Below are 19,760 nucleotides of genomic sequence, written 5' to 3'. Positions count from 1 at the left end.
TGAATGTGAAACCGCTTTCGCGAGCAAGCCCGCTCCCACAGGGGATTTGCGGTGTTATTTACTTTCGGGCTGCTCTTCTTCTGATTCAGTCTTCGTCCGCGCCGGTCGCGGCGTCAGCACCTTCACCACGTCATCAATCACGGCCTTACCCATCGCCGTCAGGTAATGCGCAGCCCAGGCGTGGCGGTCGGTGTCTTTTGCATAGGCGGCGTCCTCGGTAAACGATTTGGCGAGGAACAGCAGGTCGGAGGCTTGTGACAAGGCATCAACGATGGGCACGCCGGCGCGGACGTTGAATAACGCCTGATCCGAGCAGTAGATGAGTGGGGTGTAGCCTATGGTTTTTAATTCCGAAATCGCGGAAACATCAATTTTAGTCATGTTGTAATTCCTTGGTTTGAGGAGCCGCCACGTTCGTTTCCAAGCGAATGGGTGGCAGCTGTACGCAGGTTGGAAAACCGGGAACCAAGGAACCGGCACGCCCAAAGGCGTCCCACGCACAGCCGCCGTAACTCAGGATCGCAGGCGTAAAAACCTCTGCATTCATGATAGGGCGCTGGTGCGCTTTTGATTCGACGGGTTTCCAAGCCCGATCGCTGAATGGTCAGCGACGTCCGGAGACTATCCCGTCGAAGAAACGCGCAACAAGGCGGCAAAGTGCCCAAACACGAGATTCGGAGTTTGCCTACAAGGTGTGCGGGCGTCATCCGATATTGCGACACCAGAAGTAAACGAAACTAAACACTTGCCGTGTGCGAGAAAAGAACAGGGCGATAGAATCCAGTTTTTTTGCTGCTTGCTGTATGTCGAATTCAACGCAATACTCTGCGTAGAACTGTGTGTTCAAATTTGCACGAGTAGGTAGAGAGGTGAGTATGACGGCATTGTTAGAGCGTGCTGACCAAGCAATATCGGTGACTGCGATGGTCAGGGGGTTTAGTGCGAGGCTTAAAGAAATCTCCAGCCGAGCCACCGAGCGGCTGGTCATTTTCAAAGACAACCAACCCGCAGCGGTCATCATCAATGTCGAGGCGTATCAGGAAATGCTCGATGAGCTTGAGGACCTTCGCGTTGAAGCTGCTGCGCGGGAGCGATTGATCGGTTTTGATCAGGCCAAGGCCGTCAGTCACGACGATATGCGGGCACGGTACGCCAGGAAAGACTAAAGGAGCTGTGGATGGTTTGGGGCGTTATCTATCATCCGGAGGTCCAGAAGGATCTGGATCTGCTGGGAGCCGTGGCGGCGAACCGCATTCTTGATGTTATCGAAGAGCGGATTATCAATGGTGAGCCGGACAAGAGCGGCAAGCCCCTAAGAGCCAGTCTTGCAGGCTGTAGACGTATTCGGACAGGCGACACGCGCATTGTTTATCGAGTCGATGGCAAGGCTATTCAAGTATTGATCGTTGCAGTCGGGGCTCGACGTGACGAAGAGGTATACGGCGCCGCAGAACGTCGCCTCTAAGTAGGAAGCCCCCGTTGCCGTGAAGGCAGCGGGGGCTTTTTTGTGCCCAATGATTTTGAATCCACTGACCATCCCCTGTGGGAGCGAGCTTGCTCGCGATAGCGGTCTGACAGTCGATATCAATGATGGCTGCTCGTCCGTCATCGCGAGCAAGCTCGCTCCCACAGAGGAGCGTCGGTATTACCTTGTTCTTTCAGGTAGTTCTTCTTCAGATTCGGCCTTTGTCTCGGCTGGCCGAGAGGTCAGGACCTACCGAACGTTCTTGACGGCTCAATATTTCCAATGAAAAAAGTGTCCACGTTTTATGGAATGTGGACACTTGGAGTTTCTAACTTGATGAAGAGTCAAGACATTTTGGTTTTGTTCAGCAGCCTGCATGCCAAAAAAAACGGTTTAGGGGAAATGGAATCTGAGTCGAATTCGGCATAACGTCCGGCTAGCTGGAAGCGCTTCATATTTGCTCATATGAAAAAGCCCCCGCAACCAAACGGCTGCGGGGGCTTTTTCGTGGCTTAATTCAGATCACTCCTGAGCCGTCGCTCCGTCCTTGGCCTGCCGCTTGACGATGATGTCCACCAACCGCTGTGCCAGCGCCGGGTAGTTCTCGTCGAAGTGATGGCCTCCAGGCAGTTTCATCGCTTCGCCCACGGCGGTCTTGTCGGTGCAGCCGCTTTCGTCGACTTCTTCTGCACCGTAGATGCACACCACTTTCTCTGGAGGCAGCTTGGCCATTTCCGGGCCGGTGGCGGCTTCTTTGCCGGCGTTGCCGAGCCAGCCTTCGACTTCGATCTCGAAGCTGCCGGTGCGGGCGAAGGCGAGCAGGATGATTGCGTCGACGCGCTGCTGTTCCGATTCGGCCAAGCGGTTGTAGATCGCCGGCAGGACGTCGGCGCCAAACGAATAACCGGTCAGGATGAAGCGCTTGGTGCCCCATTTCTGCCGGTAGTGCTGCATCAGTTCGGCGAGGTCCAGCGCGCTTTGCTCCGGGCTCTTGTGCTGCCAGTAGTAGCGCAGGGTGTCGATGCCGACGACCGGGTAGCCGATCTTGGCCATTTCGCCCGCGACGTCGCGGTCCAGGTCGCGCCAGCCGCCGTCACCGGAAAGGAACAGGGTGACGGTGTCCTTGGCTTGACCTGCCGGCACTTCGACCACTGGAATCTGCAAGCCGCCAGCGGCTTTGTCGCCGCCGACGAGAATTTTGCGCAGTTCGTTATTCAGCACTTGCGGCAAGTTGATGTCGTAGTCGCTGATGCTGGTTTCGGCATTCGGTTGGTCGCGCACGAAGCCGGCACTGGTGTCATCCGGGTTGTCGTTCCACGCCACCAGCCAATGGCCGTGTGCAGCACTTTTCGGCAGCAGGTGCGTGCAGCCCGGTTTCTCCAGGGCCAGGTCCACCGAAACGGCCTGGGCCTTGTCGTTCTTCTGTTCGGACAACCAGCGCCAGGCCAGCACGGCACCAGGACCGATACCACTGACCAGGGTCGCCGGGCCTTTGAGTTCTCTAAGGCCCGATTGCAATGCGCGACTTTGCAGCAAGCAGTCCTTGGGCAAAATGACCTGAACAATCTGTGCCGACGCGGTGCGGCTCAAGGTCAGCAATTGCTGGTCGCTGAGCTTTTGTTCGTCGTTGACCGCTACCAACACCTGGGCGCGTGGCGTTTTCCCGGGAATGACGCGCGTGATCGCGGCGCCATCGGCGGGTGTCAGCCGTTCGAGAGTCGGTTCCGGTGCCGGACGTTTGAGGTACCAGTAACCGCCACCCAGAATCAGGGCCAGCACTACCAGTGTGGCCAGTACGTACCGCAAGGAGCGTCGAATCATCAGCGTTTCACCAATCCAGTCAAGCCGCCCGCAATCAGGGCAGCAGTATCGGCCAAGGCAACCAGCGGATCGAGTCCGGCGGGCACGGCCATATAACGGGGTTCCCAGTCTGGCTGGAATTTGTCTTTGAAGCGGCGCAAGCCTTGGAAGTTGTAGAGCTGCTCACCACGGCGGAATACCATCGAACCCAGGCGCTGGGTCAGAGGTGCGCCACGCCGGGGTTGCAACCCCGACAGCGGCACCATGCCCAGGCTGAAACGCGCGTATCCATGATTTTTATAATGTTGAATCAAGCCGATCATCATGAATTCCATGGTCAGCTTGGGGGCGTCCGGGTGCGCGCGCATCAGGTCGAGGCTGGCCAATTCATGGCCGTACGTCTCGAGCAGGTTGGCGAACGCCACCGGGCGTCCTTCGAAACGAATCACTGCCACCCGGAAATGCTTCAGGTAGTCGTCGCTGAAGCGGCCGAGCGAGAAACCTTTCTCGCGCACGTTCTTGCCGGTCAGCCAGGCGTCGGAAATCACCTTGAGCTCGTCCATCGGCGCTTGGCCCGGCTCGAAGATCTCCAGCGACAGGCCATCACGGGTGCCCCGGTTCCAGGTGTAGCGCAGGTCTTTCATCTCTTTGCCCTTGGCCTCGAGATCAAAGCGCTTGAGATCGACCCGGGCTTCTTCGCCCAGTTTGATTGCGGTCAGGCCGATGTCCATGTAGTACGGCAGGTTCTCGGCGCGTACTTGATAGAACACGGGGCGCGCATGGTGGAGGTCGCACAGGTCGCGGAACTGCCAGATCATCTCCGCCCGTTGCTGGGTCGGGCCGATCGGGTCGTACAAGGCCACCAGGCTGCGCCCACGGCGGGCGTACATTAGAAACGCCTGATCGTTAGGGTGGAACAGCAACGCCTTGTCGCCGGTCAGGGCCAGGCCGCCGTCCGGTTGCGCGGAAGCCATGAGGATTTTTACCGCGCGGTCCAGTTCATCCGGTGTCGGCAGATGGATCACCGGACGCGCGGTGCGCAGCAGCCAGGTCAGGGACACCACGACCAGCAGCACCGCGGCACCGAGCAGCGAGCGCAAGCCGCGCGGGGCGTCGGCGTCGAGGGTGAACTGCCACCAGAGTTGATGACTGTACGGAACGTCCTGATAGGCAAACAGCAGCAACCAGATCGACGCACCGAGCACGCACAGGCTGGACACCAGGTACAGCGGCGAGAATGGCAGTTCGGTCAGACGGCTTGGGCGATAGAACGAGCGGCGAAAGACCCCGAGCAGGCTCGCGATGAGGGTCATCAGGCAAGCTTCTTCCCAGTCGAAGCCTTTGAGCAGGGAGAGCAGGGCGCCCACCAGCAATAGAACGGTGGTCAGCATCCATGCGGCCGACAGTCGGCGGCGCAAGCCTTGGGCCAGCAACAGGCAGAGAACACCGACCAGGCTGGCGCCGAAGTGCGAGGCGTCGACCAATCGGTGCGGAATCAGAAAGCCGATATGTTCCAGGCGGGTGTCGATTTCCGGGGTCACGCCGGAGAACAGCAACACCACGCCCGACAGGAACACCAGCACCGACAGGATCGGCGCGGCCAGGCCGGAGGCGGCGCGCAATGATTGGCGCGTCTGGAACAGGCGCTGACCTTCATTGATCAGCAGCATCAGGCAAGCCACCAACAGCGGCAGAATCACGTAGATCAAGCGATACAGCAGCAGTGCGGCCGCCAGTGGCGCCGCGCCGAGTTTGTCGGCGAAGGCTGCCAGCAGAATCGCTTCGAACACGCCGACCCCACCGGGTACATGACTGAGCACACCGGCGGCCAGGGCCAGCAGGTACACCAGCATGAAGGCGCCGAACGGTGGGGCTTCCGGCAGCAACAGATACAGCACGGTGGCGGCGGCAGCCACGTCCAGGGCGGTAATGACCAGTTGCAGGAACGTCAGGCGACGGCCGGGAAGGCGCAAGGTGCGCCGGCCGACCTTGACCAACAAGTTGTCCGGATAGGGTTGTTCCGGCAGTCGACGGCGGTATATGCCGATGGCCAACACCGAAAAGAGCAGCAGCACGGCAGCGGCAATTGTCCCCAGTAACAGTTCGGACAGACCCAGGGCGGTAGAAGCGGCAGGAAGGTTGCTCAGCGTCGCCAAGGCCGCCAGCGGTGGCAGGGCGCAACCCAGCGAGAGGCTGGCGAACAAGGTCATGTGAGCGACGTCAGATGCCCCCAGACCATGACGCGCATATAAACGGTAGCGCACCGAGCCACCCGAGAGCATGGACAGGCCGATGGCATTGCCGATGGCGAACGCGGTAAAGCCGCCGAGCGCCAGGATGCGCGGCGCCAATTTCACACCGGCGTAGCGACTGGCCGACCATTCATATCCCAGCAGAATAATGAAGCCGGCCACGGTCGCACCCAGTGCCCCCAGCAGTGCAGGCTTGGGAACTTCAAGGATCGAGTCGTGCAAAGCGTACAGGTCGAGCTCGCTCAGCAGATGACGACAGGCAATCAGCGCGATAGCGAACAACAGCAGAGTGACCGCCAGACCAATGGGCTGACGATATTTGCTGACCAGATCCAGCAAGCGCAAACGCTCGGCCTTGATCGGTTGTGTCGCTGTGACGGTGTCTTGTGGATCAGACGAGTTGGCGCGCATCAATCACCTCTTGGATTGTGCGCGACAGGATGGAGGTATCGAGCCAAGTTACCAATCCCTGTAGAAAAAAATAATCACAAATATTAACGCCTCTCACCGGGTAGCGGTGATGGCATGTCATCAGTGGTAGAGGGTTCTGTCTGCGATTCAGCATAGTCTGGTCTCAGAGCTTCGTTGATCCGGAACGCTTCACTACACAGTGACAGGTCATTGTTGCGAAAGGGCTTTTTCAATAGATACAAAAAAGGCCACTCTTTCGAGCAGCCTTTTTTGATGTTTGGTTGCGGGAGCCGGATTTGAACCGACGACCTTCGGGTTATGAGCCCGACGAGCTACCAGACTGCTCCATCCCGCGTCTGTGTGGCGGCATTCTACAGGCGAACGCGTGGGTGTCAACCGTTAATCCCCAGAAGGGTCAAATAAGCGTAAATGAGCGGCGAACGGTCGCTGGCGAGCCTTAAGTTTCGGAATCAGAACGATTTCCTGGTTTCACCCGCGAAAGGAGGTTCCGTTCATTTAAGCGCTCAATTCACAAAATAGACGCGCACAAAAAAGGCCACTCTTTCGAGTAGCCTTTCTTGATGTTTGGTTGCGGGAGCCGGATTTGAACCGACGACCTTCGGGTTATGAGCCCGACGAGCTACCAGACTGCTCCATCCCGCGTCTGTGTGTCGGCATTCTACAGAGGAACGCCGGGGTGTCAACCTCAATCTGGAAAAAACCTGTGCATGTTCAATCGCTTAGCGGTTGAAACGGCCAGTTGGATCAGCCCGCAAGGCAGGTATCACAAGGCTTTCAGCTCTATTGGGTGATGCTTTTCGATTGAGAAAATAAATTCATCGGCACTTTTCCTACGTGTGGAAAAGAACATTCAGACTACTGGTGCTATATACAGGTGCCAGTGAGATACTGCCGGTCTGACGCGGCAACACTCCATTTCTTCACATGAACACCGCTTTTATATGACGCAGCGAAAAATCATCCACGTCGATTGTGATTGCTTCTACGCCGCCATCGAGATGCGTGACGACCCGCGCCTGGCGGGTAAACCGTTGGCAGTGGGTGGTTCGGCGGACAGACGTGGGGTTATCGCCACCTGCAACTACGAAGCGCGGGCCTACGGCGTGCGTTCGGCGATGTCCTCCGGGCATGCCTTGAAGCTGTGCCCGGACCTGACCATCGTCAAGCCGCGCATGGAAGCTTATAGAGAAGCATCGAAGGAAATTCACACGATCTTTCGCGATTACACCGACCTGATCGAGCCGCTTTCCCTCGATGAGGCCTACCTTGACGTGTCGGACAGTGCACATTTCGGCGGCAGCGCCACACGCATTGCTCAGGACATTCGCCGTCGTGTCTCTAATCAACTGCATATCACCGTTTCGGCGGGCGTGGCGCCGAACAAGTTTCTCGCCAAAATCGCCAGTGACTGGAAGAAGCCCAATGGTTTGTTCGTCATTACGCCGGATCAGGTCGAGGACTTTGTCAGCGGTTTACCAGTCAGCAAGCTGCACGGCGTCGGCAAAGTGACTGCCGACAAGCTGGGCCGACTCGGCATTGTCGATTGTTCGCACCTTCGGGAATGGGACAAGTTGGCGCTGGTGCGTGAATTCGGCAGTTTCGGCGAACGACTCTGGAGCCTGGCCCGTGGGATCGATGACCGGCTGGTGCACAACGACAGTCGTCGACAGTCAATCAGTGTTGAAAACACCTACGACGTGGATCTCCCGGATCTGGTGAGTTGCCTGGACAAGCTGCCCGAGCTGCTGGAAACCCTGGCGGGTCGCATGGCGCGTATCGATAGCAGCTATCGGCCCGGCAAGCCGTTCGTCAAAGTAAAATTCCATGATTTTACCCAGACGACACTGGAGCAGGCCGGGGCAGGGCGGACCTTGGGAAGTTATCAGTTGCTGCTGACGCAGGCGTTCAATCGTGGCGGCAAACCGGTTCGATTGCTGGGCGTTGGGGTGAGGCTGGAGGATTTGCGGGGCGGGTTTGAGCAGATGGAGTTGTTTGAGCGGTAGTGGCAGGGTTTTGGTGCTGTTGTGAATGTCGGGCCGCTTTCGCGAGCAAGCCCGCTCCCACATTAGACCGCATTCATCTGAACAACTCGGTCAACTGTGGGAGCGGGCTTGCTCGCGAAGCTTTTTGCTTTTAATTCGGTCCCGGATCCGCCACCAGACGCCCGCCATCCTTGGTCAAAGACTTGAGGAATTCGGTCTGCAACTCGGGATCGTTGCGAGTCAGTTCGATCAGGCTTTGTTCCAGCTCGCTGGCTTCTTCTTCCAGACCCAGGTCCGACAGGCGTTTGACCCGGTGCACCCACTGACTCACTTCGTCGTCTTCCAGGTCGTCGTAAATCAACCCGTGGGCTTCGAGCAACTTGCCGCGCAAGCCGCTGCTGACCGCCAGTGACGAGTCGGTGTGCACATCGTCCTGACCGTCTTCGACACTGATCAGCAGTCGAGTCAGATGATTGATGTCATGTTCGGCGAAAGGAGTGTCCAGCAGGTTCAGGCGCAAAACACCGTTTTTATCGGTGGTCAGCTCGAACGTTTCCTTGCCGGCCTTGACCTGCACCGGGCGCTCGCTCCAGGGCAGGCTTGAGTATTCGGTGCGCTTGTCGCGCTGAACCTCGTCGATACCCGCCAGGTTCTGCTGCGCTCGACCATGGGATGGCATGTTCATGAACGGGTTGAGCCCGGCGATACCGTAGCTCAGCCAGTCTTTCGTCACGCTGTCCGGTAGATTGCCGAGGGCGAACACGTTGACCACGTTCGCGCCGACGCCTGCGACCACGGCCACCGCGCCCAGCGGAATCTCGTAAACCTCCCGCCAGGGTTGATAAGGCGTATAGCGATCGTAGTGACGGGTGACTTCGAATTCCGTGACTTCGAACGTCTTCTGCTCGTGGATTTTCACCCGACGTTGCGGCAATTCGAGCACCTTGGGCTCGCCGACATCGATCTGCAGGCTGTGATCGAGCAACTTGCGCTCGACACGTTCCTCGTGCTCGCTGCGTTGTGACATGTGATTGGCACAGCCACTGACCAGCAGGGTGCCGCACAGGGCGGCACCACCGAGGCCTAAGGTGTTTCGCTTGAACATGACTTCTCTATCTGGTGTCAGCGGCGGATGCGGGCCTGGAGGAACGACAGCACTTCAGCGACCGGCAGCGCTTGCGCTTCAGGTTCGGTGCGGCTCTTGTATTCCAGATTGCCTTCGGCGAGGCCGCGGTCACTGACCACGATCCGGTGAGGAATGCCGATCAGCTCCATGTCCGCGAACTTGATGCCCGGGCTGGTTTTCTTGTCGCGGTCGTCGAGCAGCACTTCGAAGCCTGCGCCGGTCAGCTGCGCATACAGCTTGTCGGTGGCTTCGCGAACCTGTTCGGTTTCGTAGCGCAGTGGCACCAGAGCAACCTGGAACGGGGCCAGGGTGTCGCTCCAGATGATCCCGTTGGCGTCGTTGTTCTGCTCGATGGCCGCAGCCACCACGCGGGAAACGCCAATGCCGTAGCAACCCATTTCCAGGGTGACCGGCTTGCCGTTCTCGCCCAGCACTTCGCACTTCATCGCCTTGCTGTACTTGTTGCCCAGCTGGAAGATGTGCCCGACTTCGATGCCGCGCTTGATTTCCAGGGTGCCCTTGCCATCCGGACTTGGATCGCCAGCGACGACGTTGCGCAGGTCGGCAACGGTCGGAACAGGCAGATCACGTTCCCAGTTCACGCCGAAGTAGTGCTTGTCGTCGATGTTGGCGCCGATGCCGAAGTCGCTCATCAGTTCGACGGAGCGGTCGATGATGATTGGCAGTGGCAGGTTCAACGGACCGAGGGAGCCGGCACCGGCGCCAATGGCGTCGCGCAGTTCGCTTTCGGAGGCCATGACCAGCGGGCTGGCAACGCCAGGCTGGTTGGCGGCCTTGATTTCGTTCAGTTCGTGGTCGCCACGGATGATCAGGGCAATCAGCTTGCCTTTCTCTTCAGCGTGAACAACCAGGGTCTTGATGGTCTTCTCGATCGGCAGGTTGAAGCCTTCGACCAGTTGCGCGATGGTCTTGGCGTTCGGGGTGTCGACCAGGCGCAGCTCTTCGGCTGGCGCAGGGCGAGACGTTTCACGCGGTACGGCTTCTGCCTTCTCGATGTTCGCGGCGTAGTCGGAACCGTTGCTGAAGACGATATCGTCTTCACCGGATTCGGCCAGTACGTGGAACTCGTGGGAGCCAGCGCCACCGATCGAGCCGTTGTCGGCTTCAACCGGACGGAACTTCAGGCCCAGGCGGGTGAAGACGTTGCAGTAAGCCTGGTGCATGCGGTCGTAAGTGACCTGCAGCGATGCCTGGTCGGCGTGGAACGAGTACGCATCCTTCATGATGAATTCGCGGCCGCGCATCAAGCCGAAACGTGGGCGGATTTCGTCGCGGAACTTGGTCTGGATCTGATACAGGTTGATTGGCAGCTGTTTGTAGCTGCTCAATTCATTGCGCATCAGATCGGTGATCACTTCTTCGTGGGTCGGGCCGGCGCAGAAATCGCGACCGTGGCGATCCTTGAAGCGCAGCAATTCAGGGCCGTACTCTTCCCAGCGACCGGATTCCTGCCACAGCTCAGCCGGTTGGGTGCTCGGCATCAACACTTCGAGAGAGCCGGCGGCGTTCATTTCTTCACGAACGATGGCTTCGACCTTGCGCATCACTCGCAAGCCCATCGGCAGCCAGGTGTAGAGGCCCGAGGCGAGTTTGCGGATCATGCCGGCGCGCAGCATCAGCTGATGGCTGACTACAACCGCGTCGGAAGGCGTTTCTTTCTGTGTGGCGAGCAAAAATTGACTGGTGCGCATGGTTGGCCGTTGTCGGTTGCTGATGACGAGAAATGACGGAGCATTGTACGGGCGAGATCCGCTGGCGTACAGGCGTGCGGTCGGCGGTGTGGCAGGAGGGCGGGTTTCTCCGCGCCCTCTGCGAAATGTCTTACGATTCTTCGGCGACCTGAGTCGGCACCGGTTCGGGTGTCGGTGTCGGACCTGCGCGGCGGCTCTCCTGGAACCAGTGCAGGGCGATCAGCAGCACCGTCGGCACGCCCAGCAGGGCCGTGATCATGAAGAAATTGTGATAGCCGAATTTCTCCACCATGACGCCTGAGTAACCGCCGATCAGGCGAGGCAGCAGCAACATGATCGAGCTGAGCAGGGCGTACTGAGTGGCGGAGAATTTGAGGTTGGTCAGGCTCGACAGGTAAGCGACGAAGGCTGAGGTCGCCAGGCCCGAACTGAAGTTGTCCAGGGAAATGGTGAAGATCAGCATGTTCAGATTCGCGCCCATGTCGGCGAGCATCAGGAACAGCAGGTTGGTCCCGGCCGACGTAATACCGCCGATGAGCAGGATCGGCAAGATACCGAAGCGCACGATCAGCAGGCCGCCCATGCCGGCGCCGAGTAGCGTCATGATCAGGCCAAAGACCTTACTGACGCTGGCTATCTGGTCCTTGGTGAAACCCTGGTCGATGTAGAACACGTTGGCCATCACGCCCATGACCGTATCGGACATCCGATAGGTGGCGATCAGCCCGAGCAGCAGGAACGCTTGCCAGCGGTAACGCAAAATGAAGTCGTTGACCGGGGTCAGCACCGGCGCCAGACCGCGCCGGCCCATGGCTGAAAGGCACATCATCGTCAGAGTGGTGTAGAGGATTGCCCGCAGGAATGCACGGTCTTCAAGCAGCAGGTCGAGCAGGCTGACGCCTTTGAACAGCACGCTGGCGAAGTCGGTGTTGTAGAGTTGGGTGAACATGGCCGGTACCGAGACCAGCAACACAATCAGCACGAACACCGACACCAGTTGATGCACAAAGCTGTAGCGCCCGGCCTGGAGTTGGGTGCGCAGAGGTACGGGTGGCTCACGCATGAACAGGCTGGTCAGCAAGGCCGGAACCATCAGGGCACCAAACAGCACGTAAGTGCCGGTCCAGGCCGAGTGCTTGTAGTTGAAGCCGGTGGAGCCGAAGCCTTCAGCGAAGAACAGTGCGCCGGCCGTGGCCAACAAGGCGGCAATCCGGTAGCCAGACATATAGCTGGCAGCGAGCGCGGCCTGGCGAGTGTCGTCGGCGATTTCCAGGCGATAGGCGTCAACCGCGATGTCTTGTGTCGCCGAGGCGAAGGCGACGACCACGGCGATAGCGATCAGCCAGGACAGGTGTTTTTGCGGGTCGCAGAAACCCATCCCGATCAGGCCGAGGATGACCAGCGTCTGGGACAGTACCAGCCAGGAGCGTCGTCGACCGAGTTTGCCGAGAAATGGCAGGCGCCATTGGTCCAGCAGCGGAGACCACACCCATTTGAAGGCATAGGCCAAGCCGATCAGGCTTGCATAGCCAATGGTTTCGCGGGCCACACCAGCCTCACGCAGCCAGACGGAAAGCGTCGAAAACACCAGCATGTAGGGCATGCCGGCGGCGAAACCAAGCAACAACAACACAAGCGTCGAGGGGCTGGCATAGGCGGCGAGCGCGGCGCGCCAGGTTTTACGGGGCATGGGTTGGAGTCTGCCTCAAGAGTTACGGAAACAAAGCGCGCACTCTAACCGCTGTGCTCTACCGGACGCCAGCCATGGCGCAGAATATCAACACGATTATTCAGGACACTGATGCCTTCAGAGCGCAATCGCGCCCGCTGTTCGTCCCCTGAAGGACTGCCAACGGGCAAGCTGATCCGACCGCCGGCACCGAGCACCCGGTGCCAGGGCAACTTCGTGTCGCCGGGCAATTGGCTCAGTGTGCGTCCAACCCATCGGGCGGCTCGACCCAATCCAGCCAGCTCGGCCAATTGACCATAGCTCACCACTTTGCCCTCCGGTACCTGTGCAAGAGTCAGGTAGAGCGCCGTGCGTCGGATTTGCGCCGCGCTTTCGGTTTCAGTGGTTGAGTCGGTCACGTCCATGGTTCCTGAAAAAGTTCGTATTACCGGCTGTAGAGTAAATCCTGGATCGCCTGTTGAGAAATGAACTCATGAGAAATAGTTGGGTCAGTCGTTGTTGGGGTCTTATTCCAACGGATAATGCCGACTTTTTTCGCAATCTTGAGCCTATCTCTGCTTATGGTGTCCAGAACTCTGTTGTGCCTTGCTGTCTTGAGTGCTTCCTCACCCTTGCTCGCCGATACCGTCTGGTTGAAGAACGGTGACAAGCTGAGCGGCAAGATCACGCTGTTCGACGGCGGCAAATTGCTGATCCAGACCGAGTACGCTGGCGCGGTGCCGATTGACTGGAAGCAGGTCAAAACCCTGGAAAGTGATCAGGAGTTGCTGGTCAAGCAAGATGCCTACACCGGCGAAAAAGCCAAGTCGTTGCATCCGGCGGAAGACGGCAAGGTGACGCTGGAAAATGGCGAGGCGCCGAAGACAGTCGAGCTGGCCAGCATCCAGCAGATCCTCAAGCCCAGGCCGGTGGTCGAAGACCTGGTGTGGAAGGGCAATATCGACGCGGCTCTGGATTACCAGCGGGCGGAAAAAGACACCGATGACTATGACATCGACTTCAAGACTACCGCGCGCCATGGCAGATGGCGTCACATCGCGGAAGGCGAGTACAACCGCGAATTCCAGGATGACGTGGTCACCACCGATAACTGGCGCGCCGAGTACTCACTCGACCGCTTCTTGACCGAGAAATGGTACTGGGAAGGTCGAGCGGTCTATAAGCGTGACCATGTCGAAGACCTCTCTCGTCAGCGCACGGTCGGTACCGGTCCGGGTTACCAGTTCTGGGATGACGAGTTGGGCGCGTTCTCCCTGGGTTCGCTGCTTAACCGCACGGACTATGAATTCTCCGACGGCAGCAAGGAGAACTTCTATTCCTTGGCGATGAAGTGGGACTACAACCGCTACCTGATCGGCAAGAAGGTGGAATTCTTCACCAATGGCGAAGTGAGTAAGCCGTTGTCGGGCGTCGCCGATTACGCGCTCGATGCCGAAATGGGCTTGCGCTACAAAGTCACCGAATGGGCATCGCTCAACCTCAAGGCTGAGCGAGACATCATCAGCGGCACCAGCGAGGCTGACCTGGACAAGACGCGCTACACCGCAGGGTTTGGCGTGGCCTGGTAAGACATAAAAAAATCGCAGCCGGTGGCTGCGATTTTTTTTGCCTGCAAAACAGTCAGGCACAAAAAAGCCCCGCTTTTGAGGGCGGGGCTTTTTACTAAAGCAAGTACAAGTTAGATAACTTGAACTTCTTCAGCTTGCATGCCTTTCTGACCGCGGGTAGCGATGAAAGAAACCTGTTGGCCTTCTTTCAGGCTTTTGAAGCCGTCGGATTGGATAGCTTTGAAGTGAACGAACAGGTCGTCACCGGATTGTGGAGTGATGAAGCCGAAGCCTTTTTCATCGTTGAACCACTTAACGGTACCGGTTTGGCGATTAGACATGGTGTAACTCCTTGAACAAAGATAACTGCGACTCAGGAAGAACCCTGGCCGAGACTGAGTGCAAAGAGCAGGAAAAATTCTTGTAGATGGTTGGATCGAAATTCAACATATCGTGTAGAGATTCTCAGTGACACAAGCAGCACAGTGGCGCCACCTTAACCCTTTTTCAGGGACGTGCCAATGCTTCTTGCGAAGGTTTCTATGTTTTCGTGACTGACGGTGCAGCTTATTACGGCCAAAGCTCAATATTCACGGGGGATCGGCGAGAATTGCGCCCTGGACTTTGAACCCGGAGCGCGCGCCCGGTAAGATGCCGGACAGAATTTTTCCACCTCGCTATTCAGGACACCCGCCATGAGCATCAAATCGGACAAGTGGATTCGCCGCATGGCGCAAGAGCACGGCATGATCGAGCCCTTCGTTGAGCGCCAGATGCGCGGCGAAGGCGCCGAGCGCGTCATTTCCTACGGTGTTTCGAGCTATGGCTACGACGTTCGCTGCGCCGACGAATTCAAGGTGTTCACCAACATCAACTCGGCGACCGTCGATCCGAAGAACTTCGACGAGAAGAGCTTCGTTGACGTTAAAAGCGATGTCTGCATCATTCCGCCGAACTCGTTCGCCCTGGCACGCACCGTGGAATTTTTCCGCATTCCGCGCAACGTACTGACCATCTGCCTGGGTAAAAGCACCTACGCGCGTTGCGGCATTATCGTCAACGTGACGCCGCTTGAACCCGAGTGGGAAGGCCATGTGACCCTGGAGTTCTCCAACACCACCACCTTGCCGGCGAAAATCTACGCCAATGAAGGCGTGGCGCAGATGCTGTTCTTCGAATCCGACGAAGAATGCGAAGTCTCCTACAAGGACCGTGGCGGCAAGTATCAGGGCCAGCTCGGCGTCACCCTCCCGCGCACTTGATTGATTCATCTGAGAGGTAGCGGGAATTCTTGAGCGAGTAGACACTCTATTGGGTGTACTGCCCGGTTCGCGCACAGCGAACAGGGCCTTCGCTCAGGAGTGCTTTATGAAGATCGATCCGCGAATAAGTGCCGAACTGGCAAGGCTTGAGCCCAATCAGGTTGGCGTTTTGGCCTGGTCGTTGTTGGCACATCCACCCATCAGCATGGCAGGGGGCATCCCCGGTCAGCCTGATCCAGATACCCCCAATGAACAACCGACGGAACCCGGCGAGCCGACTTTGCCGGATGAGCCGCCTCCCGCGCCTGTTGCCTGACCTGCGCTGAAAAATGAATGGCCAGTCAGCTGATGTCCTTGAAGACGTCAGCTGACTGGCCATATTTCGTTGTCGCCAATGACAAAAATCCTGCAGCGCTCGTCCTGCTCGACCTGATACCCGCCGGTAAACGCGCCAAAGGCCGGTAACAGGCTTATCTCCACGCCCAGCTTGAAGCAGGCCAGTCGCAAGGTCTGCCGACCTCTGCCATTGAGTCGATACACCGGATGGACGTGTCCGGCGAGCACGTGCCGATCAGGATGTGGCTCAGGTTCGTGCTGCAAGGCGAATGGCCCCATCAGCAACGGCTCCGGCACGACTCGAATGTTTAACGAGGCCGGCGGGTCCCCCGCACGTTTGTCGTGGTTGCCGCGAATCAGCGTCATCGGCAAATCCGGGTGACGCATTCGCCATTCGGCCAGGGCGCTTAAGGTGGCTGTTGCGTGAGAGCCGGGCCCGTGTAGAAAATCTCCGAGGAAAATCAGCTGACGGCAGGGCAGGGCTGTCAGCAACCCGTCCAGCACCGCGACATTGCTCGCGGTGGTGCCATGAGGCACTGGCTGGCCAAGGGTGCGATAGGCCGCCGCCTTGCCGAAATGCACATCGGCGATCAGCAGCGCTTGTTGTGCTGGCCAGTAGATGGCTTTTTCGGGCAGTAGCCACAGTTCTTCTCCAGCCAATCGCACGGGATAGGGCGTGTTCATCAGCGTTTCCCGGTTTCGGCGGTTTTCTCAAGGTCGCTGACCATGCGGCGGATGCGATCAGCGAGTTTTTCCGAACTCATGCTCTCCCGCATGCGTTCGACCAGCAGCGGAAACCCCAGCGGGGTAGGACGTTTGATCTGATGCAGGTCCGCTGTCAGGCGGTTGATGCGCTCCAGTGTCTGCTCCAGGCGATGAATATCCAGTTCTTCGCGCAGGACTTCTTCCCCTGCCTGCGCCAGCAGCAAATTGCCGGCGTCGTACTGCTTGAATACTTCGAAGAACAACCCACTCGACGCTTGAACCTGGCGCGTGCTTTTCGGCGCGCCGGGGTAGCCGGCGAAGACCAGCCCGGCGATCCGCGCGATTTCCCGAAACCGGCGACGCGCCAGCTCGCCGGCATTCAAACTGGCGAGCACGTCTCGCAACAGATTGCCGGGACTCAGTAATTCGGCGTTCAGAGCCCGCGACCAATCCAGGTGAGTGGCGCTGAGCAACTCCAGCCCATAGTCGTTTACCGCAATGGAAAACGTCACTGGCTGAAGTTGGCTGACGCGCCAGGCCAGCAGGCTCGCGAGGCCCAGATGCACTTGGCGCCCGGCAAAGGGGTAAAGGAACAGATGCCAGCCTTCGCGGGATTTCAGTGTTTCGGCCAGCAATTTTGTCGAGGTTGGCAGGCCGGACCAGCGTTGTTGCAGCTCGAGCAGGGGCTGCAACGCCTGCATTTCCGGACCGACGAACTCACCATTCGCGGCCGCACTGAAACGCTCGACCACCGCCTGTGCCAGCTCGTTGGAGAGGGGCATCCGGCCACCATTCCAGCGCGGCACCGCCGCTTTTTTCACGGTGCTGCGTTTGACATAAGCAGTCATGTTTTCCACCCGCACAAATTCCAACAGGCGCCCCGCAAACAGAAAACCGTCCCCCGGCTTGAGTCGCGCGATGAACCCTTCCTCGACACTGCCCAATTGTTTACCGCCACCACCCTTGCTCCAGAACTTCAGCTGGATGCTCGCGTCGCTGACGATCGTGCCGATGCTCATGCGATGGCGCCGCGCGAGTCGCGCATCCGGCACGCGCCACACCCCGTGTTCATCCGGTTCGACCCTGCGGTAATCCGGGTAAGCCGTCAGAGAAAGTCCGCCATGGCGTACGAAAGCCAGCGCCCAGGTCCAGTCCGCCTCGGTGAGATCGCGATATGCCCAGGCGCCGCGGACTTCTTCGTACAACTCATCGGGCAAAAAACCACCGCCCAGCGCCATGCTGACCAGATGCTGGACCAACACATCCAGCGGTTTATGCGGTGACTCACGGGGCTCGATGCGTTGCGCCGCCACGGCGTCTTGCGCAGCGGCCGCTTCGATCAGTTCCAGGCTGTGAGTGGGCACCAGGGTCACCCGTGAAACCCGTCCCGGCGCGTGACCTGAGCGACCTGCGCGTTGCATCAGCCGCGCCACGCCCTTGGCCGAGCCGATTTGCAGCACCCGTTCGACCGGCAGGAAGTCCACGCCCAAATCCAGGCTGGATGTGCAAACCACCGCTTTGAGCTGACCGTCTTTCAATGCCCGCTCGACCCAGTCGCGGGTTTCTCGCGACAGTGAGCTGTGATGCAAAGCGATCAAGCCGGCCCAATCGGGTCGTGCCTCCAGCAAGGCTTGATACCAGATCTCCGATTGCGCACGGGTATTGGTGAAGACCAGGCTGCTGGGGCTGGAATCGAGTTCCGCGACGACTTGCGGCAACATCTTCAAACCGATATGCCCGGCCCAGGGAAACCGTTCGATGGCAGGGGGTAACAAGGTGTCGACGAGCAATGCCTTAGCGTTCTGGCCCTGCACGCTTATGCCGCCACCTTGTGGGATCAAGACCTGTTCAGCGTGGGCCTGATTACCCAGCGTCGCAGAAACGCCCCACACGATCAGTTCCGGGGTCCACCGGCGCAGACGCGCCAGGGCCAGTTGCAGTTGCACGCCGCGTTTGTTGCCGAGCAATTCATGCCATTCGTCGACCACCACCATGCGCAGGGTCGCCAGCGCCGTGTGCGCATCGGAACGGGCGAGCATCAGGGTCAGGCTTTCGGGGGTGGTGATCAGGGTGGTGGGCAGACGTCGACTCTGGCGGGCGCGCTCGCTGCTGCTGGTGTCGCCGGTACGCAGGCCGACGCTCCATGGTATGTGCAAATCAAGCAGCGGCGCTTCCAGGGCTCGGGCCGTGTCGGCGGCCAGAGCGCGCATGGGCGTGATCCACAACACGGCCAGTGGTTGGGCGAGCGGTTTTCGTTTGCGTGGTGTTTCAACAGGCGCGACAGACGCGGCGAAGCGATTGAGCGCGGCAAACCAGAGCGCGTAGGTTTTACCCGCGCCAGTGCTGGCGTGCAGTAATCCGGACTCACCGCGTTTAACTGCCGTCCACACCTGTTTCTGAAAGGCGAATGGCTTCCAGCCGCGGGCGGTGAACCATTGTTTTGCGAAGTCGGGGGAGGTTCCCATGCCGGCGATGTGCGCTCTGAAAGTGTTCTTTCAGTGACCGCGCCGCCATGGCAAAGGTTTAATGACACTGAGTAATCCGAGCGAACCGGAGCCTACTGTAGGAGCTGTCGAGTGAAACGAGGCTGCGATCTTTTGATTTGCTTTGAAAAAACAAGATCAAAAGATCGCAGCCTCGTTTCTCTCGACAGCTCCTACGGGGTTTTGTGTCCTGCCGTGGGTTATTTGAGGTTGCCGCTCAGGAACTGCTTCAACCGTTCACTCTTCGGATTGCCCAGCACGTCTTCCGGCGCGCCTTCCTCTTCCACCAGGCCCTGGTGCAAGAACAACACCTGGCTCGAGACCTTGCGGGCGAAGCTCATTTCGTGGGTCACCATGATCATGGTCCGGCCTTCCTCGGCCAGGCCCTGGATCACTCGGAGCACTTCGCCGACCAGTTCCGGGTCGAGCGCCGACGTCGGTTCGTCGAACAGCATGACTTCCGGTTCCATCGCCAGCGCGCGGGCAATGGCGACCCGCTGCTGCTGACCGCCGGACAGGAATGCCGGGTACTGATCCGCCACACGGGAGGCCAGGCCGACCTTGTCGAGGTAGCGTCGAGCGCGGTCTTCGGCTTCCTCTTTGCTGCAACCCAACACCCGGCGCGGCGCCATGGTGATGTTTTCCAGCACGGTCATGTGGCTCCACAGGTTGAAATGCTGGAACACCATGGCCAGGCGCGTGCGGATCTTTTGCAGCTCATTGGCGTCGGCCACGTGCATGCCGTGGCGATCCTTGACCATGCGGATATTCTGGCCGTCCAGGGTCATCGCACCGTCGTTGGGTTGCTCCAGAAAGTTGATGCAACGCAGGAAGGTACTTTTGCCCGAGCCGCTGGCGCCGATCAGGCTGATGACGTCGCCCGTGTTGGCCTTGAGTGAAACGCCTTTGAGCACATGATGATCGCCATAGCTTTTATGCAGGCCTTCAATGGTCAGTTTGTACATGGG

At 58.8% G+C, this 19,760-nt stretch carries 17 protein-coding genes and 2 tRNA genes; 6 read left to right on the top strand and 13 right to left on the bottom strand.

The features are described from left to right. Positions 1 to 54: 54 nt before the first annotated feature. Positions 55 to 381 (bottom strand): DUF3077 domain-containing protein, encoded by a 327-nt coding sequence (locus tag HNR03_RS06435; RefSeq protein ID WP_259151658.1) that lies wholly within the window; start codon positions 379 to 381, stop codon positions 55 to 57. Positions 382 to 875: 494 nt separating this feature from the next. Between HNR03_RS06435 and HNR03_RS06430 the strand changes: the two genes are divergently transcribed. Together HNR03_RS06430 and HNR03_RS06425 are read left to right on the top strand one after the other, a co-directional pair. Next, entirely contained in the window at positions 876 to 1,166 is a 291-nt protein-coding gene (locus HNR03_RS06430; protein WP_259152092.1) for a type II toxin-antitoxin system Phd/YefM family antitoxin, read from the top strand. Positions 1,167 to 1,177: 11 nt separating this feature from the next. Next, positions 1,178 to 1,465, top strand: coding sequence for a type II toxin-antitoxin system RelE/ParE family toxin (locus HNR03_RS06425; RefSeq protein WP_111450975.1), 288 nt, complete (start codon positions 1,178 to 1,180; stop codon positions 1,463 to 1,465). Positions 1,466 to 1,987: 522 nt separating this feature from the next. Here the strand turns inward: HNR03_RS06425 and HNR03_RS06420 are convergent. From HNR03_RS06420 to HNR03_RS06405, 4 genes are all read right to left on the bottom strand, one after another. Next, positions 1,988 to 3,286, bottom strand: coding sequence for a virulence factor family protein (locus HNR03_RS06420; protein WP_259151657.1), 1,299 nt, complete (start codon positions 3,284 to 3,286; stop codon positions 1,988 to 1,990). Then, a complete protein-coding gene (gene mprF / locus HNR03_RS06415) occupies positions 3,286 to 5,928 on the bottom strand; it encodes a bifunctional lysylphosphatidylglycerol flippase/synthetase MprF (RefSeq protein WP_259151656.1) in 2,643 nt (880 codons plus the stop codon). The genes HNR03_RS06420 and mprF overlap by 1 nt, the downstream gene beginning before the upstream one ends. A 278-nt stretch (positions 5,929 to 6,206) precedes the next feature. Beyond that, positions 6,207 to 6,283: transfer RNA gene (locus tag HNR03_RS06410), tRNA-Met, on the bottom strand. A gap of 231 nt (positions 6,284 to 6,514) precedes the next feature. Next, positions 6,515 to 6,591, bottom strand: a tRNA-Met gene (locus HNR03_RS06405). 299 nt (positions 6,592 to 6,890) lie between these two features. Here HNR03_RS06405 and dinB point away from each other — a divergent pair. Continuing rightward, entirely contained in the window at positions 6,891 to 7,952 is a 1,062-nt protein-coding gene (gene dinB / locus HNR03_RS06400) for a DNA polymerase IV (protein ID WP_222590020.1), read from the top strand. Positions 7,953 to 8,082: 130 nt separating this feature from the next. Here dinB and HNR03_RS06395 read toward each other — a convergent pair whose 3' ends face one another. From HNR03_RS06395 to HNR03_RS06380, 4 genes are all read right to left on the bottom strand, one after another. Beyond that, positions 8,083 to 9,036 (bottom strand): hypothetical protein, encoded by a 954-nt coding sequence (locus tag HNR03_RS06395; RefSeq protein WP_222590021.1) that lies wholly within the window; start codon positions 9,034 to 9,036, stop codon positions 8,083 to 8,085. Positions 9,037 to 9,053: 17 nt separating this feature from the next. Continuing rightward, positions 9,054 to 10,769: a proline--tRNA ligase gene (locus tag HNR03_RS06390; protein ID WP_222590022.1), complete on the bottom strand. Its 1,716-nt coding sequence runs from the start codon at positions 10,767 to 10,769 to the stop codon at positions 9,054 to 9,056. Between the two features lie 130 nt (positions 10,770 to 10,899). Next, a complete protein-coding gene (locus HNR03_RS06385; RefSeq protein ID WP_222590023.1) occupies positions 10,900 to 12,459 on the bottom strand; it encodes an AmpG family muropeptide MFS transporter in 1,560 nt (519 codons plus the stop codon). A gap of 44 nt (positions 12,460 to 12,503) precedes the next feature. Beyond that, complete coding sequence (locus tag HNR03_RS06380) at positions 12,504 to 12,863, bottom strand: MGMT family protein (RefSeq protein ID WP_259151655.1); 360 nt, start codon at positions 12,861 to 12,863, stop codon at positions 12,504 to 12,506. Positions 12,864 to 13,019: 156 nt separating this feature from the next. Between HNR03_RS06380 and HNR03_RS06375 the strand changes: the two genes are divergently transcribed. Then, a complete protein-coding gene (locus HNR03_RS06375) occupies positions 13,020 to 14,027 on the top strand; it encodes a DUF481 domain-containing protein (RefSeq protein WP_259151654.1) in 1,008 nt (335 codons plus the stop codon). Between the two features lie 110 nt (positions 14,028 to 14,137). On the opposite strand, the gene HNR03_RS06370 is transcribed toward HNR03_RS06375, so the two are convergent. Further along, positions 14,138 to 14,347 carry a cold-shock protein gene (locus HNR03_RS06370; RefSeq protein WP_002554837.1) on the bottom strand — a complete coding sequence of 70 codons (210 nt, stop codon included), beginning with the start codon at positions 14,345 to 14,347 and terminating at the stop codon, positions 14,138 to 14,140. A 354-nt stretch (positions 14,348 to 14,701) separates the two neighbouring features. Here HNR03_RS06370 and dcd point away from each other — a divergent pair, with 354 nt between their 5' ends. Beyond that, positions 14,702 to 15,268 (top strand): dCTP deaminase, encoded by a 567-nt coding sequence (dcd, locus tag HNR03_RS06365; protein ID WP_090187649.1) that lies wholly within the window; start codon positions 14,702 to 14,704, stop codon positions 15,266 to 15,268. Between the two features lie 106 nt (positions 15,269 to 15,374). Then, positions 15,375 to 15,584 (top strand): hypothetical protein, encoded by a 210-nt coding sequence (locus HNR03_RS06360; protein ID WP_017336784.1) that lies wholly within the window; start codon positions 15,375 to 15,377, stop codon positions 15,582 to 15,584. Positions 15,585 to 15,631: 47 nt separating this feature from the next. Here HNR03_RS06360 and pdeM read toward each other — a convergent pair whose 3' ends face one another. The 3 genes from pdeM to HNR03_RS06345 all read right to left on the bottom strand — a co-directional run bounded on the left by pdeM (position 15,632) and on the right by HNR03_RS06345 (position 19,757). Continuing rightward, the gene (gene pdeM, locus HNR03_RS06355; RefSeq protein WP_259151653.1) at positions 15,632 to 16,288 is read right to left on the bottom strand and encodes a ligase-associated DNA damage response endonuclease PdeM; all 657 of its coding nucleotides are present in this window, start codon (positions 16,286 to 16,288) and stop codon (positions 15,632 to 15,634) included. Then, a complete protein-coding gene (locus tag HNR03_RS06350; RefSeq protein WP_259151652.1) occupies positions 16,288 to 18,774 on the bottom strand; it encodes a ligase-associated DNA damage response DEXH box helicase in 2,487 nt (828 codons plus the stop codon). The genes pdeM and HNR03_RS06350 overlap by 1 nt, the downstream gene beginning before the upstream one ends. 218 nt (positions 18,775 to 18,992) lie before the next feature. Further along, the gene (locus HNR03_RS06345) at positions 18,993 to 19,757 is read right to left on the bottom strand and encodes an ABC transporter ATP-binding protein (protein ID WP_259151651.1); all 765 of its coding nucleotides are present in this window, start codon (positions 19,755 to 19,757) and stop codon (positions 18,993 to 18,995) included. Between the last annotated feature and the right edge of the window lie 3 nt (positions 19,758 to 19,760).

The sequence above is a fragment of the Pseudomonas sp. JAI111 genome (assembly GCF_024809425.1).
GTDB lineage: Bacteria > Pseudomonadota > Gammaproteobacteria > Pseudomonadales > Pseudomonadaceae > Aquipseudomonas.
Note: the sequence above shows the minus strand (reverse complement) of the source record. Positions and strands in the feature narration are given on the sequence as shown.

What these genes read in the sequence shown, in the direction of transcription:
- mprF (WP_259151656.1), bottom strand. Translation starts at nt 5,928, where the DNA reads ATGCGCGCCAACTCGTCTGATCCACAAGACACCGTCACAGCGACACAA.
- HNR03_RS06385 (WP_222590023.1), bottom strand. Translation starts at nt 12,459, where the DNA reads ATGCCCCGTAAAACCTGGCGCGCCGCGCTCGCCGCCTATGCCAGCCCC.
- HNR03_RS06360 (WP_017336784.1), top strand. Translation starts at nt 15,375, where the DNA reads ATGAAGATCGATCCGCGAATAAGTGCCGAACTGGCAAGGCTTGAGCCC.
- pdeM (WP_259151653.1), bottom strand. Translation starts at nt 16,288, where the DNA reads ATGAACACGCCCTATCCCGTGCGATTGGCTGGAGAAGAACTGTGGCTA.
- HNR03_RS06375 (WP_259151654.1), top strand. Translation starts at nt 13,020, where the DNA reads ATGGTGTCCAGAACTCTGTTGTGCCTTGCTGTCTTGAGTGCTTCCTCA.
- HNR03_RS06430 (WP_259152092.1), top strand. Translation starts at nt 876, where the DNA reads ATGACGGCATTGTTAGAGCGTGCTGACCAAGCAATATCGGTGACTGCG.
- HNR03_RS06420 (WP_259151657.1), bottom strand. Translation starts at nt 3,286, where the DNA reads ATGATTCGACGCTCCTTGCGGTACGTACTGGCCACACTGGTAGTGCTG.
- HNR03_RS06350 (WP_259151652.1), bottom strand. Translation starts at nt 18,774, where the DNA reads ATGGGAACCTCCCCCGACTTCGCAAAACAATGGTTCACCGCCCGCGGC.
- HNR03_RS06380 (WP_259151655.1), bottom strand. Translation starts at nt 12,863, where the DNA reads ATGGACGTGACCGACTCAACCACTGAAACCGAAAGCGCGGCGCAAATC.
- HNR03_RS06345 (WP_259151651.1), bottom strand. Translation starts at nt 19,757, where the DNA reads ATGTACAAACTGACCATTGAAGGCCTGCATAAAAGCTATGGCGATCAT.
- HNR03_RS06435 (WP_259151658.1), bottom strand. Translation starts at nt 381, where the DNA reads ATGACTAAAATTGATGTTTCCGCGATTTCGGAATTAAAAACCATAGGC.
- HNR03_RS06395 (WP_222590021.1), bottom strand. Translation starts at nt 9,036, where the DNA reads ATGTTCAAGCGAAACACCTTAGGCCTCGGTGGTGCCGCCCTGTGCGGC.
- dinB (WP_222590020.1), top strand. Translation starts at nt 6,891, where the DNA reads ATGACGCAGCGAAAAATCATCCACGTCGATTGTGATTGCTTCTACGCC.
- HNR03_RS06370 (WP_002554837.1), bottom strand. Translation starts at nt 14,347, where the DNA reads ATGTCTAATCGCCAAACCGGTACCGTTAAGTGGTTCAACGATGAAAAA.
- dcd (WP_090187649.1), top strand. Translation starts at nt 14,702, where the DNA reads ATGAGCATCAAATCGGACAAGTGGATTCGCCGCATGGCGCAAGAGCAC.
- HNR03_RS06390 (WP_222590022.1), bottom strand. Translation starts at nt 10,769, where the DNA reads ATGCGCACCAGTCAATTTTTGCTCGCCACACAGAAAGAAACGCCTTCC.
- HNR03_RS06425 (WP_111450975.1), top strand. Translation starts at nt 1,178, where the DNA reads ATGGTTTGGGGCGTTATCTATCATCCGGAGGTCCAGAAGGATCTGGAT.